14 protein-coding genes are annotated in these 14711 nt (G+C 43.7%); 13 read left to right on the top strand and 1 reads right to left on the bottom strand.

Translation table 11 applies throughout. The annotated features are described in order from the left end of the window. Positions 1 to 379: 379 nt before the first annotated feature. The 12 genes from NLX78_RS26200 (at position 380) to NLX78_RS26255 (ending at position 12447) form a co-directional block, all read left to right on the top strand. Positions 380 to 2407, top strand: coding sequence for a S9 family peptidase (locus tag NLX78_RS26200; protein ID WP_254351903.1), 2028 nt, complete (start codon positions 380 to 382; stop codon positions 2405 to 2407). A gap of 112 nt (positions 2408 to 2519) precedes the next feature. After that, complete coding sequence (locus tag NLX78_RS26205) at positions 2520 to 3623, top strand: DNA alkylation repair protein (RefSeq protein WP_254351904.1); 1104 nt, start codon at positions 2520 to 2522, stop codon at positions 3621 to 3623. 367 nt (positions 3624 to 3990) lie between these two features. Beyond that, positions 3991 to 5580, top strand: coding sequence for an acetate--CoA ligase (locus tag NLX78_RS26210; protein ID WP_254351905.1), 1590 nt, complete (start codon positions 3991 to 3993; stop codon positions 5578 to 5580). A 47-nt stretch (positions 5581 to 5627) separates the two neighbouring features. After that, the gene (locus NLX78_RS26215) at positions 5628 to 6860 is read left to right on the top strand and encodes an aminopeptidase (RefSeq protein WP_250268279.1); all 1233 of its coding nucleotides are present in this window, start codon (positions 5628 to 5630) and stop codon (positions 6858 to 6860) included. A 230-nt stretch (positions 6861 to 7090) separates the two neighbouring features. Further along, positions 7091 to 7681, top strand: coding sequence for a TetR/AcrR family transcriptional regulator (locus NLX78_RS26220; protein ID WP_254351906.1), 591 nt, complete (start codon positions 7091 to 7093; stop codon positions 7679 to 7681). An 18-nt stretch (positions 7682 to 7699) separates the two neighbouring features. Beyond that, positions 7700 to 8326, top strand: coding sequence for an HXXEE domain-containing protein (locus NLX78_RS26225; protein WP_254351907.1), 627 nt, complete (start codon positions 7700 to 7702; stop codon positions 8324 to 8326). Positions 8327 to 8446: 120 nt separating this feature from the next. After that, on the top strand, positions 8447 to 9142 hold the full coding sequence (locus NLX78_RS26230) for a DUF4309 domain-containing protein (RefSeq protein ID WP_254351908.1): 696 nt from the start codon (positions 8447 to 8449) through the stop codon (positions 9140 to 9142). 149 nt (positions 9143 to 9291) lie between these two features. Next, entirely contained in the window at positions 9292 to 9819 is a 528-nt protein-coding gene (locus NLX78_RS26235; RefSeq protein WP_235309900.1) for a TetR/AcrR family transcriptional regulator, read from the top strand. A 212-nt stretch (positions 9820 to 10031) separates the two neighbouring features. Then, on the top strand, positions 10032 to 10622 hold the full coding sequence (locus tag NLX78_RS26240) for a sulfurtransferase TusA family protein (RefSeq protein WP_254351909.1): 591 nt from the start codon (positions 10032 to 10034) through the stop codon (positions 10620 to 10622). Beyond that, a complete protein-coding gene (locus NLX78_RS26245; RefSeq protein WP_254351910.1) occupies positions 10619 to 11134 on the top strand; it encodes a DsrE/DsrF/DrsH-like family protein in 516 nt (171 codons plus the stop codon). The genes NLX78_RS26240 and NLX78_RS26245 overlap by 4 nt, the downstream gene beginning before the upstream one ends. A 76-nt stretch (positions 11135 to 11210) precedes the next feature. After that, complete coding sequence (locus tag NLX78_RS26250; protein WP_013310304.1) at positions 11211 to 11477, top strand: metal-sensitive transcriptional regulator; 267 nt, start codon at positions 11211 to 11213, stop codon at positions 11475 to 11477. 289 nt (positions 11478 to 11766) lie between these two features. Continuing rightward, the gene (locus tag NLX78_RS26255; RefSeq protein WP_254351911.1) at positions 11767 to 12447 is read left to right on the top strand and encodes a YetF domain-containing protein; all 681 of its coding nucleotides are present in this window, start codon (positions 11767 to 11769) and stop codon (positions 12445 to 12447) included. A 91-nt stretch (positions 12448 to 12538) separates the two neighbouring features. Here the strand turns inward: NLX78_RS26255 and NLX78_RS26260 are convergent, their stop codons facing one another. Beyond that, positions 12539 to 12844 carry a hypothetical protein gene (locus tag NLX78_RS26260; RefSeq protein WP_254351912.1) on the bottom strand — a complete coding sequence of 102 codons (306 nt, stop codon included), beginning with the start codon at positions 12842 to 12844 and terminating at the stop codon, positions 12539 to 12541. Positions 12845 to 13075: 231 nt separating this feature from the next. Here NLX78_RS26260 and NLX78_RS26265 point away from each other — a divergent pair, with 231 nt between their 5' ends. Beyond that, positions 13076 to 14236, top strand: a complete 1161-nt coding sequence (locus NLX78_RS26265; RefSeq protein WP_254351913.1) for a trans-sulfuration enzyme family protein — start codon at positions 13076 to 13078, stop codon at positions 14234 to 14236. Positions 14237 to 14711 lie beyond the last annotated feature (475 nt).

A 14711-nucleotide genomic window follows, 5' to 3' on the forward strand; every position in this document is an offset into this window, starting at 1 on the left:
GCGCATCCATTCTTTTAATCGATGTCGATCTGCGATCCCAAACTTCTCCATGAGCCTACGATATGTCCAACCTTCTTTGATATGGAGCCGTATGGCCTCTACCTTGGTTTCAAACGTATATTCGTTAAACTTTGTTCCTTTTTTCGCTGGCATAAAAAATGCACCCCCTAGATTTCATCGGATAAACCAGGGGTTTATTCCAATGTCCATTCTAAGGGGTGCACTTCAGACTGAGAGAGGGGCTTTTTAGTTTTAGACAAATTGACAGAGATACATAAAAAGAGTAACGTAATTGTATATTTATTTAAATCTCATAAAATTCATCGGATTAATTAAAATTTAAAGATGTGGAATCTAATGATATAAAGGAGGAATTTTTTTGAGCGACCCACAATCTAGTACGACCAAGCGCTGTATAACAGCCGAGGATTTATATCGACTTCACTGGGTTAGCGATCCAGCTATTCATCCTTTCAGCAGTGAAATTGCTTACGTAGAGCAGCATATTAATAAAGAGCGGACAGATTATAACTCAGGAATTTGGCTATTATCGCCTGAAGGCGCTAACGCAGTACCCTTTACATATGGACCCAAAGATGAAACGCCTGTCTGGTCACCAGATGGAACACAACTAGCTTTTCTCCGTACAACAGACGACAAGCGCCAGGTATGGATTATTCCGAAACGCGGAGGGGAGGCACGACAGCTTACACACGTAGAGAACAACGTTCGTTCATTAGCCTGGTCTCCTAATGGGACCTGCATATCGTTTGTAGCTAAAACGGCCGAGAACCCGTCAAGCCCTACATCCGATGGAGGAACTCAGGAGGCACAACTTAAGGGACGAGTCGTTAATCGAACGAAAGCTAAATCCGACGGATATGGACTGTGGGATGATACTCGTGATCACTTGTATGTAACTGATGTGACTTCGGGGTACACAGTTCAACTGACTTCCGGCGCTTATGATGTGGCGGAGCCTGTGTGGTCACCGGATGGTCAATGTATTTTATTCGTCGCCAGAATAGCAGAGCATTCGAACGAGGATACGGATTTACGTAAGCAAAATGATTTGTTTACGATAGCTCTTGGGACTTCAAATGGTGATGCAGCAGCACCGCTTAAGCTGACCCATTCTGAACTGCACATCGAGAGTGCTGCTTATTCTCCCGACGGTTCAACGATTGCCTTTTACGGTCATGATCGACATGCCAAAGACGCTACACAGACCCGACTGTACACGGTTCCTTCCAGTGGGGGGACGGCAGTATGCGTTAGTGAGACGCTTGACGCTCACCTCGGTAACGCGGGTATGAGCGACATGCGTTCACATCTTCATGTAGGACCACCACGCTTTAGTGCGGACGGTCAATCCCTGTATACGCTGGTAACCCTTGAAGGCAATGTACACGTATATCAGTTTGCGCTTGATGGAACTTTTAAAATTTTAACCCAGGGAGAACGGGAAATTTACCAATTCGAGCTTACTTCGGATGAGCAGCATATCATTGCCGCTTCCACCGATGTAGCTTTACCAGGTGATTTGTTCCGGATTGCGATTCATACAGGAACTGAGGAACAGCTGACACGAGTGAATGATTCTCTGCTTGATGAGATTGAGATCAGTGTGCCTGAGAGCTTCTGGACTGAGGTTGAGGATGGACGACGGGTGCAGGGATGGGTGATGAAGCCTGCTGGGTTTAAGGAGGGGGTATCTTATCCTGCTATTTTGGAGATTCACGGTGGTCCTCATGCCATGTATTCCAATTCTTTTTTTCATGAATTTCAGTTGCTGGCCGCTCAGGGGTATGCAGTCATTTACACGAATCCGGGAGGAAGCCGAGGGTACGGACAGTCTTTTAGCAATGTCGTCCTTGGAGATTACGGCGGACGCGATTACACCGATCTGCTGAGCGCAGTGGACGAGGCTATACGTCAATTTCCATTCATTCATCCAGAAAGGTTGGGTGTAACAGGAGGAAGCTATGGTGGCTTTATGACAAACTGGATTGTCGGCCATACCGATCGTTTCCGCGCAGCTGTGACCCAGCGATCCATATCTAACTGGCTGTCCATGTATGGAGTGAGTGACATAGGATACTCGTTTACTGAAGATGAAGTCGGCGGGAATCCGTGGGACGATTGCGAGCTCTTGTGGAGGCAATCTCCGCTGGCTTATGTGCAGCAAATCAACACACCGCTGCTCATATTGCACGGTGAGCAGGATCTGCGATGCCCTATAGAGCAGGGAGAACAGCTGTTTACAGCATTGCGTCGCTTGGGGAAACCTACGCAATTTGTCCGTTTTCCAGCTTCAAGTCACGAGCTTTCACGAAAAGGGCACCCGCAGCTTCGCGTGGAACGACTGCAACGTATTACCAATTGGTTTGTCCAACACGAATTATAAGTAAATCGATTTCTTGTATTAATGTAAAAATGTCAGGTCCTAATCATAGGACTTGGCATTTTTAGTATGCCTTGCTACAATTCTCTCAACCTCATTCAAAAGGAGATATATAATGGCCGAGCCCTTAAAAAATATGTACACGGAGAATTTTCTTCAACTATTCGGTGAAAAAGTACAGTCTGCGTACATGCCGTTCGATACCAACGGATTCATCCATCAAGTAATGGATGAAAAATGGGATGAGCTGGAGCTAAAAGAACGAATACGGCGTATTTCGTTTACATTAGGGGCATTTTTGCCCAGCAATTATGAAGAAGCTCTGGATATTCTTTTTGCTATAGACGAGCATTGCAGTGGTTTTCCGTACTTGTTTTTCCCCGATTTTGTGGAGGTGTATGGGCAGGGAGAAGAGCATTGGGACCTGTCCATGAAGGCACTGGAGCGCTTCACATCTAAATCCTCTGCGGAGTTTGCCGTGAGACCCTTCCTCCTGCGTGAACCGGAACGGATGATGCAGCAGATGACGACCTGGGCGGGACACCAAAGTGAACACGTTCGCCGTCTTGCCAGCGAAGGCTGCCGTCCACGGCTACCATGGGGACAGGCATTGCCTGTGTTTAAGCGTGATCCTGCTCCAGTATTGGCCGTATTGGAATTACTGAAGGCCGATCCTTCACTATATGTACGTAAAAGTGTAGCCAACAACCTGAACGATATCGCCAAGGATCATCCTGATGTGGTCATTGCTACGGCTCAACGGTGGAAAGGCACACATCCTGACACCGACTGGATTGTGCGTCATGGCTGTCGGACCCTAATTCGCAAATCCATCCCCGAAGTGATGGCAATGTTTGGCTATGCGGATGAAACAGACGGGGCGCCGTTAGTCACTGAAGCCTCTTTCAGCACAGACCCTGCCTTGCTAAGGCTCGGTGATAACTGTGAGTTGAGCTACGCGCTTCAGCTTCGAGAAGGTGACCCAGTACGAGTCCGTATCGAGTACGGCATCGATTTTGTGAAGGCGAGAGGACAAGTCTCACGTAAACTGTTTTTGCTATCTGACAAAACGGTCTCTGGAGGAACCCGTCTTACAGGTACACGGACACACCGTTTTGCAGACCTGACAACTCGTCGCCATTATGCGGGATCGCACCGGATTACGCTGCTCGTAAACGGGCAGGAAGCAGCTTTTACAATGGTAGAACTCCAGTTGTAGATCACGATAGCGGTGAAGAAAAAGAGCCTGAAATCAGGCTCTTCAGGCTGTCGAGAAACCCCCTGTTTTTTTGCAGGGGGTTTAAAACTGTCTTAGTGGTCTAAAAACTAGGGTCCTCAGATCGTTTTAAATCGATTTTTGTTTTAAAAGATGCGTCTCCCCATACAAAAATAGAATTGTCGAAAAGTCCTCTGGACTTTCTCGACGCTCTGAGAGCCTGAAATCAGGCTCTTTATTTTTGTCGTTCACTTTACCAAATTTATTTTTTTCCAAAAAAATGATTCTGGTATTAGAACCTGGTACTAAGACGTGTTATACTACAGTAAGAAAGTGGATCTCATCTTATGTATAAAGGGGAAGGTATAATTTGACAGATCAACAACAATGGCTTGCGCCTGAATATTACAATATGACTTCGGAAATGGAACACCATGATGCTAGTAAAACTGCACTCAAGTGGCTGAGTGAGACAGGAGAATACGAAGAAATCACCTACGGAGAGCTGTTGAAAAAGGCTAACCGGCTGGCTGGAGGACTCGCAAATCTGGGATTTAACAAAGGTGACAGGGTTCTGGTCGTAGTACCACGGCGTATTATTGCGTATGTAATTTATCTGGCCTGCTTGAAGCTGGGGCTTGCTGTCATTCCATCTTCAGAAATGCTACGTGCCAAGGATATTGCATATCGTCTCCGCCATTCGGAAGCGCGCGCAGTCATTGCCTGGACGGGAGTAACAAGCGAAGTGGACAAAATAAATGATGATTTGCCTGCTCTGGATTATCGTATCGTGGTCTCCGGGGACGACACGGCAGATGTATCTGGCTGGCTCGTGCTGAATGAGCTAATGGATGGACAGGAAGATACTTTTGAAGCTGTGAAGACGCACCGTGACGACATGGCCATTCTGGCCTATACTTCGGGCACCACAGGAAATCCTAAAGGTGTTGTACATAGCCATGGCTGGGGATATGCCCATCTGCGGATAACATCACCATGGTTGGATATTCGAGCTTCAGACGTAGTATGGGCTACAGCTGCACCAGGATGGCAAAAGTGGATTTGGAGCCCGTTTTTATCTGTACTGGGGAATGGAGCGACCGGATTCGTATATAATGGTCCGTTTCGTCCGGGTCGCTATTTGCAGTTCATGCAGCAGTACGGAATCCAAGTGTTGTGCTGTACGCCGACAGAATACCGGATTATGGCGAAAACGGATGGTTTGGATCAATATGATCTATCCCAATTGCGCAGCGCAGTTTCTGCGGGAGAGCCTCTCAATCAGGAGGTCATTAATAAGTTTCAGGAGCAGTTCAACATTACGATTCGTGACGGCTACGGTCAAACAGAGAGCACATTAATTATTGGTAATTTAAAGGATGCACCTCTGCGCACAGGCTCGATGGGCAAATCTATTGCACCGGGACTCGTTGAGGTCGTAGACGAGGATGGCATTCCGCTGGCTCCGGGGCAAGTGGGCGATATTGCGGTACGCGCTGATCTGCCGGCATTATTCCATACGTATTACCATGATCCAGAACGCAAATTAGCTAGTGTCCACGGAGATTATTTTGTTACGGGAGACCGAGCTCGCAAAGATGAGGATGGATATTTCTGGTTCGAAGGACGTGGTGATGATATCATTATCAGTTCTGGCTATACCATTGGTCCTTTTGAAGTAGAGGAAGCACTTATGAAGCATGACTCCGTGCAGGAATGTGCTGCCGTAGCCAGCCCTGACGAAATCCGTGGACATGTTGTAAAGGCTTTTGTCGTACTCAAAGCTGGGGTAGAAGGATCACCGGCGTTAGTGAAGAAACTGCAACATCATGTGAAAACATGGACGGCGCCTTATAAATATCCACGAAAAATAGAGTTTATTCAAGAGCTTCCTAAAACTAGCTCGGGCAAAATACGAAGAGTGGAGCTGCGTGAACTGGAGAAGCAATCCGTACTGTAGTGATGAAATCATTCAATATAATCAAAACGGAACAGGAGCGTGGAAAAATGAGTACATTTGAATCATTGTTGGAGCAATACGCAGAACTGGTCGTAAGAGTAGGGGTTAACATTCAGCCCGGACAGGTGTTTTTGGTAACTGCACCACTGGAAACTGTTGAGTTTACACGCCTGATTGTCAGCAAAGCCTATGAAGCAGGCGCTAAATATGTACAGGTAGAGTTCGAGGATGATTCCATCACACGTAGTCGTTTTGAACATGGTGACGAAGCCAGCTTTGATTACTACCCTGCTTGGAAGGCAGAAATGATGGAGAAATTTGCCGAAGAGGGTGGAGCCACACTAACGATTAAAGTACCGAACCCGGATTTATATCAAGGCATTGATCCACAAAAGGTATCTCGTGCGACTAAGGCGGCAGCTACGGCGAGAGAAGGTTTTTCTAAATATACCCGAAATCATAAAATTAGCTGGTGTTTGATTAAAGCGCCGACGAAGGCTTGGGCCGATAAAGTATTTGCAGATGTAGCAGAAGAGGATCGTATACGTGTCATGTGGGATACAATCTTCCAAATGAATCGTGTAGATGGCTCTGATCCTATTCAGAATTGGCAGAAACATTTGAAAAACCTTGAACAGGTACAAGACAAGCTGAATCATAAAAAGTATAAAAGCCTCCATTATCGTGCACCAGGAACGGATTTGAGAATTGAACTGGCTGACGGTCATATTTGGCGTAGCGGTGGTGGTGAGAACGAGCACGGAGATTATTTTGTCGCGAATATGCCGACAGAAGAAGTGTTCACGATGCCTAAGCGTACAGGTGTGAATGGTCATGTCACAAGTACAATGCCACTCAATTTAAATGGACAACTGGTGGATCGCATAACGTTTACCTTTAAGGACGGTAAAGTCACTGAATATACAGCAGAATCCGGCGAGCAGCATCTGACTCATTTGCTCGCTACGGATGAAGGGGCCAGCTATTTGGGAGAAGTTGCACTGGTGCCGCACGATTCACCGATTTCCAATCTCAATCGCATTTTTTACAATACAGGTATCGACGAAAATGCCTCCTGCCACTTGGCTCTAGGCAGTGCGTATCCATTTAATATGGAAAATGGGACACAAATGAACCGGGAGGAGCTGCTCCAGAACGGTGCCAATGTCAGCCTGACTCATGTGGACTTCATGATCGGCTCAGCTGAGCTGGATATTGACGGCGAATTGCAAGACGGAAGCAAAGAAGCCGTGTTCCGCAAAGGAAATTGGGCTATTTAGGCCTTTTTTCAATCTCCATTCAATCGACCCGCAAACGATCTCATTCGTTATGCGGGTTTTTCTATTCCCTAAATCTCAAATTGCTCCTTGTTTTGTGAAATATAAAGTGCTAAACTGAGTTCAAACAGTAATTTAAACAACGTTTTAATTATTGTTTTAAAAGTCATTTACATAAAATCGTCCCATTTCATTCATCCGTTACGATTGGACGAAACAGGAGGAGGAAAAACATGAATCACCCAGACAAAAAACAACAAACCAAAGAAAAAATCTTAGACGCTACGCTGGAATTTATTCAAAAGGAAGGTTTTGAGGCGGTTACAATCAGAAAAATTGCCGACCTGTCTGCTACTAATATTTCTTTAGTTAATTATTATTTTGGCTCTAAGGAAAATCTGCTCAGTGAAGCTATTGAAGTGATATTAAATGGCTTTCAGCACACCTTTTCTATTTTGGACAATACAACGATGCCCCCCCAAGATAGACTGAAACAATTTTTACTTAACTATCTGCAGGTCATTCGTCAATATCCAGAGCTTCTTTCGCGAATTATTGCCATGGGCAGCACGCCCTTTACATCTCAACAGGAATACGGAAGGTTTTTAAACATAATGGGATTTCCAAAGGTTCAGAGCACGATCAAGGAGCTGACAAGTGAGCAACAGCCGGAGCGCTTGTTAGCGATGATGCTGCAAATATTTGGAGCTATTTTTCTGCCTGCACTGATGAGTCCAATTCTTGAATCAGGGGCAGTTGTGGAAATACCTTCAGTAGAGGAACAATTAAATCTGCTGTTCGAAAGATATTTCGATCAAAAATAAATCATAGGGGTGACTAATATGAATTTTTTGAGAAAATATTGGCAAGATGCAGGGGTTATAATCGGTGTGGTTGTATGTATTGTTTTACTTATGAATCCAGCTATCCTTTCGAATATAACAGGCATGTTATGGTTGAGTTTTGTGGCTATATTGTTTCATCAATTTGAGGAGTACCGCTGGCCTGGATATTTTGCTGGTTTATTTAACAATGTTATGTTTAAAAGTGACACACCGGATCATTACCCTTTAAACACTCAATCAGCGATGATTATCAATGTGGCAATTGCCTATGTGTTTTATCTGCTTCCCGTATGGTTTCCGCAAGTAATCTGGCTTGGACTCGCACCCGTTTTTATGGGATTCTTTCAGGTCGTTTGGCACGGCATCGTTGTCAATATTAAAGCAAAAACCTTATATAATCCTGGCTTGTTTACGGCACTTCTCCTGCATGTTCCAGTCGGAATCTGGTATATTCATGAAATAGTCCAGCGAGACATCCCAACGGCAATAGATTGGATTGCGGGTACGATCTACTTTGTTTTTGCTGTATACATCTTCATCATTAAAGGGAATATATGGTTGAAGAAGAGTGACTCTCCTTACTCCTTTTCTAAACAACAGCTGGGAGCTTATGGTCGTAAATAGGGTATATTAGAAAATCATCAATGTCCTTGTTTACAAGTTGGAAACAAGTAGAGGTATTCCGGAAATGAGGTTCGGTTACACTTGGTTTGTACCCAAGAACAAGGAAAGAGTGATCTTATAATGAAGCATACACATCAATCTTATGATCGTAAAAAGTTGGCTTACAAGCTAATCACCACTAGTGCTTTATTGGCTATAGGTTTTGCTGTGATGACAGGATGCAGCAATAGCGGGGAGGAAAAATCAACTGCTCCTACTAAAGCAGAAACAGTCACACCACCTGCTAGTTCTACAGATCAAAACACGGATCTCAATACTAATGGGCAAGGCTCAACCTCTACCCATCAAGAACCTGCCAGTAGTACAGCTTCATCTCACGGTAAACACAGCTCCGCAGCTGCTATACTCAGCGCAGCCAAGCAGGGGACCTTACCGAATTTGCCTAAAGGTCTTGGCTTGGGAACTAGTAGCGATTTGTTATTTGAACTGTGGGGGAAATCCGAGTCAGGTTCTACAGGTCCTATGAGAAGCTATGCTAAGTATCATACAGACATCATGCTGGATGGAAGTGATAAAGTTACAGAAATTACATCTTCCGATCCAGACTATAAGAAGTTGCTTATCAAACAAGTTGTTGACGAATTGGGCAAACCTACGGAAACCGTTGACACCTCTAGAGACATACCTGACACAGCAGAAGCTAATTATACGATCAATAACACATCAGGACTTAGTTATTATTTAGTATTTTCCTATCAAACCAAAACGCAAAAGATCAATTATATCCGATTATATTTTAACTCTAAAACACCATAATTGGATGTAGTAACAGAGTCGTTTCCGTCAGAATTGCGGAGGCGACTTTGTTCAAACTCATTGCATTTTTAGGTTATGTCGTTTATACTAATTTGTAATTGATTAATCACTAATCGGAAAACTGTGCTAAATAAAGGGATGAAAAAAACATGGCTAAAGCTACGTCAACCTCTATAAATCGCCAAAAGGAAATCATATCTGCTGCTATTGAAGTGTTTGCAGAAATGGGCTACTACCGAGCTACAACAGCCAAAGTTGCGGAACGGGCCAATATTTCTCAGCCCTATGTCTTTCGTTTTTTCGCTACCAAGGAAGCGTTGCTTGTTGAAGCCTTGAAGGTTTCATTTGCACGTATCATAGAATCTTTTCACAGCGTCATTCATTCGGCCTCATCTGAACAGCTCGAGCAAGAGCTAATTGTAGCCTATTCGCAAATGATGATGGAATACCGCAATGAAACACTTTTGCAAATGCAGGCGCAGACGATCCGCGAGGATGAGGTCGTAAGCGTGATGCAGCAAGGATTCCGTGAAATTCATACGACGGTTTATGATGCTTTCCGACGGGCAGGTATTGAACAAGCAATGGAAAGAACGATGCTTTTTCTTGCCAGAGGTATGCTGTGCAATATTTCGATGTCGCTGGATCTGCCAGAACTGATGAAAAAAGACGATTAATTTGGGTTTATACATTAGAGTCGCGTTTTTGCGCGGCTTTTTTGCTTTTAATTTTATTTTGTTCAAGACATGATTTCGTTTGCTTCTGAGAAAAAATGGCCAAATAAGTTGACAAGAGAAGCGAGTCTCGTTATCCTAATACCCATAGGGGTATATGTATAGAGGGATTTAACTAAGCTAAGCCCCCTCAAAAAACAGACGGAGGTACTACAATGTCATCAACTAACAATATCCAAGCAGATCATTTTCTTGATTGCAAAGGGCTAGCATGTCCTATGCCTATAGTAAGAACAAAAAAGGCTATGAATGAGCTCGTTCCCGGAAAGATTATGGAGGTCCAGGCGACTGACAAAGGTTCATTAGCCGATTTTCAGAGCTGGGCCAAAAACACCGGACATCAATATTTGGGCACTCTCCAAGAAGGAGATGTAATGCGACATTATTTACGCAAAGCAAATCCGGCTGAAGTGAAGAAGGAGCAAATATTTTCTTCTACGATAAGCCATGAAGAGCTACAAGCAAAATGTTCTGGAAAAGAGAACTTCATTTTGCTTGATGTTCGTGAACCCGCTGAATTTGCGCTTAAACATATCCCTGGATCTAAGCACATCCCTCTTGGCGAACTGGAGAACAGACTCTCTGAACTGAACTTGGAAGAAGAGATCGCAGTGATTTGTCAAGCTGGAGCACGCAGTGAAATGGCTTGTCAGTTATTAGTTTCCAAAGGCGCTAATAAAGTCAAATCTGTACTTTCAGGCATATCCGAATGGGCTGGAGAGACTAAGGGAAGCGAATCCATATGAGTACGACAGCAGGAATTTATACAAATAATCAAGAATATACTCAGCTCAAAACAACGATTGTATTATTCAGCGGGGAGCTGGATAAGGCGATTGCTGCATTCATTATTGCGAATGGAGCGGCAGCATATGATCATGAAGTAACTATTTTCTTTACTTTTTGGGGGCTAAATACGTTACGCAAGGATGAAATCGTGAGCACCAATAAGGGAATGCTCGAAAAAGCCTTTGGCTGGATCATGCCTCGTGGACCCAAAAAGCTTGCACTATCCAAAATGAATTTTGCCGGACTTGGTCCACAGATGATCAAGCATGTCATGAAAAAGCACAATGCGCTTTCCTTGCCGCAGCTTATAGAGTTGGCACGAGAGCAGGGGATCAAGCTCGTCGCCTGTACCATGACCATGGATTTGTTAGGGCTGCAGCAAGAAGAGCTAATCGACGGTTTGGAATATGCTGGTGTAGCCGCCTACTTGGGGGATGCTTCGCAGGGCAAGGTGAATCTATTTATTTAGGGTATCCTATTTATTTTTTTGGTTTATAATATACCTATACGTGTATATGGTAAGTCAAAAAAGGAGTGCATTACTTATGGATTACAATTACAGTGATGAACTGAAAACGCGCCTGAGGAGGATTGAGGGACAGGTGCGTGGGGTACTTCGTTTAATGGATGAAGGAAAATCGTGCAAAGACGTCGTTAGCCAGTTATCTGCCGTACGTAACGCATCAGATAAAGCAATTGCCCAAATTGTAGCAGAGAATCTGCAACGATGTATATTGGAAGAGCAAGAGGCTGGAGGAGACACGGATAAGCTGGTTAAAGAAGCGATTCAGCTTCTTGTGAAAAGTAGATAATCATGACTCCAGAGTCCAAGCTAGCGGGCAATGATGTCACTATGCACAAAATTACGGGAGCTGGCATATTGCCTTTAACCAGCCACATATATTGGACGTGGTTAAGAGTTTTTTGATAAACATCTGAAAGATTAAGATTATATAATAGCCGTAATTAAAAAGTTCGCTGCCTCTAGTTGGTAGCGGGCTTTTTTAATCGGACAATTTTAGGAATAAGCCTCTGTTTATGCTGAGGTAGACAGGTGTAAATAACACATAAGGAAAACAACTTCTTCCGGGAGGCATACTTATGGAGGTATTTGTTACGATTGGTGTCAAATTGATCATCAGCTTTTTTGGCTTGTGGATCATTACTTTTATTACAGGTCGGAAAACACTCAGTCAGTTAACACCACTCGATTTCCTAACATCATTGGTGTTAAGCGAAATTGTGGGAAATACGTTATATGACGATAAGGTAACCATTGGGCAGCTATTGTTTGCTTTGGCACTATGGTGCGCGCTGGCCTACTTTTTTGAAAAGGCGATGACCCGTTTTGTGAAATTTGGCTATATGGCAGAAGGTCGAACAGTGCTGCTCGTGGATAAGGGCCAGGTCAATCAAGAGATGCTTGAAAAATATGATATAGAATTCACACAGTTGCTCTCCATGCTGCGCCAGCAAAATATTTTTTCTCTACGTGAGGTCTGGTATGCCACGTTAGAGACGAACGGTTCATTGTCAGTCATGCGCAAACCCGAATACGAGCCACCCGCCGCTCAGGATATGGGAATAGACGCACAGCCTGATCTTTTTTCTGTTACAGTCATTGATAAAGGAAAATTCCTGAACGAATCTATGCGTGGGAAGTCAATCGATATTGAAGAGATTAAAGCAAAAGTGCGAGAGCAGGGATATGATAGTATCGATGAGATTGCCTATGCAGAGTTTAGCGAGGATGGAACACTTCACATCGTGCCGATGAAATAGAAAAAGCACAATAAAAGAGGCTGAATTACGAATCGGGCTGTTTTTTTAGCTCGGTATTGTTCTTTCTAATAATGAAGCAGCAGTAATTCTTTCAAGCTTCAAAGAAGCTGTGGAGGCCATCTCTGTAATTCAAGCCCTCCATTAAATTGGAAAGCAAGTTTTGGTCAATCAGTCCTTCAATATAACAAACGGCAAATTGGCCGGCATGGGTAGGACTTCCGGGAAAATCACGAATAATAAAGTCAGAGCTTTGCCCAAGTTTTAATTTGAGCAAAGATAGAGTATGTGCTAATGATGGATTTATGGGTTCTGAAGAGGCTTGTTGTTTGGATTTTTCGATATCCTGTGTGTACCTTTTTCCAGGTTTCAGAACATTTCTAATCCAACGTGTTGACACTTGTGAACCCCCTCTTTTTTTGATAAAGCATATCTTTGCCCTGCAACCTAAAATATACGTTATTTTTATGAATTGGATACTTATTGAAAAACATTTGGCTCATAATTTTCCGAATTTCGCAAATCAACCACCACAGGGTCTAGAGGAGTTTACATTATAGAATATTTGAGTTCCGGATTGAGGAGACTACCTCATACGGGTTTGAAATTTTTTAGAAAGTGGTGATCAGGTTTGAGTTTCTCGGATGATCAGCTTATCTGTCTCAAATTTGAGGGCGAACTAGGGTATTTTGCTAAGGCTGCTGCTCCTCCTATTTATGAGACTGCTCCATTTTTCTTTGATACTTACGAAGATTATGCTGAAGCAGCTAATAATGAAAAGGAGCATTATGTCTATTCAAGGGGAACCAATCCTACCGTTCAGATTGCAGAGCAAATGATTGCTGCGCTGGAAGGTGGGGCGGACTGCAAGTGCTTTGCTTCCGGAATGGCTGCTATCAGCGCCGCGCTAATGTGTAGCTTGTCCGCAGGGGACCATCTGATTCTGGTCGGACACATATATGAAACCTCCGTCAGCCTAGCCCAATATTTAAAGAGGTTCCATATAGACTATACAATCGTACATTCGACTTCAACAGAAGCAGTCGCTGGTGCCATCAAACCGCAGACCCGAGCTATTCTTATGGAGTCTCCTACCTCATTCACATTCGATATGGTAAATATTCAGGAGGTAACTTCGCTTTCCAAAGCGAAGGGTATACGCACAATCGTAGATAATTCATGGGCTACACCCCTTTTCCAAAAACCATTGGAATGGGGAGTAGATATCGTTGTTCACTCCGCATCCAAGTACTTGGGTGGTCATAATGATTTAATTGCAGGGGCAGTGATCGCTTCTAAAGAGATAATAAACCGTATGTATGCTGAAGAGTATGAGTTGATTGGCGGCTCGTTGGGCCCTTTTGAAGCCTGGCTACTCATTCGGGGGCTAAGAACACTCCCGCTCCGAATGGAAGCCCATCAGAGAAACGCTTTGTTGGTTGCTCGTTTTCTATCAGATCATCCGGCCATTTCCAAAGTGAATCATCCCGGACTCCCTTCTCATCCACAACATGAGCTGGCATGTAGACAGCTCAAAGGCTATGCCGGATTATTCAGTTTTGAACTAAAGGATTCGACTTATGAGGATATATGTAGAGTGATCAATAAACTGCGACTGATCCGGATCGGTGTATCTTGGGGGTCCATGGAGAGTCAGGTGATCTCACCAAACTACGGCTTCAATAAGCAGAGTCTAAAAAAACAACACATGCCTGAATCGCTTATCCGCTTGGCTGTAGGGCATGAGCCTGCTGAACTTTTGATACAGGATTTAGCTATAGCTTTAAGCTAAACGAACATTTCAGGATTTTTATCATAAAAGCTAAAGCAGCAGCTCATCCAATACATAAAGAGCTTCTGCTTTTCTGATTTATGACGTTTATACCTGATCAACTTTGCACTTCAAGTAGGAGATAAGAGAGTTTCGGTTATTACAGGTAAATCATCGTGTGTTGGAGTGTTTTAATAAAAACTACACCGTGTAGAAATACAAATTAGCAAACTGGTAAATATTACAACTTGCCTGATAGGTATACACGTGATAAATTATATATCCAGCCAGTTAAACGGCTGTTGATTTGATCTTTGAAAACTGAACAACGAGTGAGTACGGATTTTGTTTACAAAATCCAACGCTGAAATTTTGGTACATGCCATTAGGTTGTATGAAATGGAAGCGAAAATGAGATGTTTTATCTCGTCAGTTTCAACATGAGCTTATCGCTCTTTCTATAAACCAACTTCGGTTGGTCTTTAATGGAGAGTTT

Origin of the sequence: Paenibacillus sp. Lou8.1, assembly GCF_024213565.1 — a bacterium.
GTDB classification, from domain to species: domain Bacteria; phylum Bacillota; class Bacilli; order Paenibacillales; family Paenibacillaceae; genus Paenibacillus; species Paenibacillus polymyxa_B.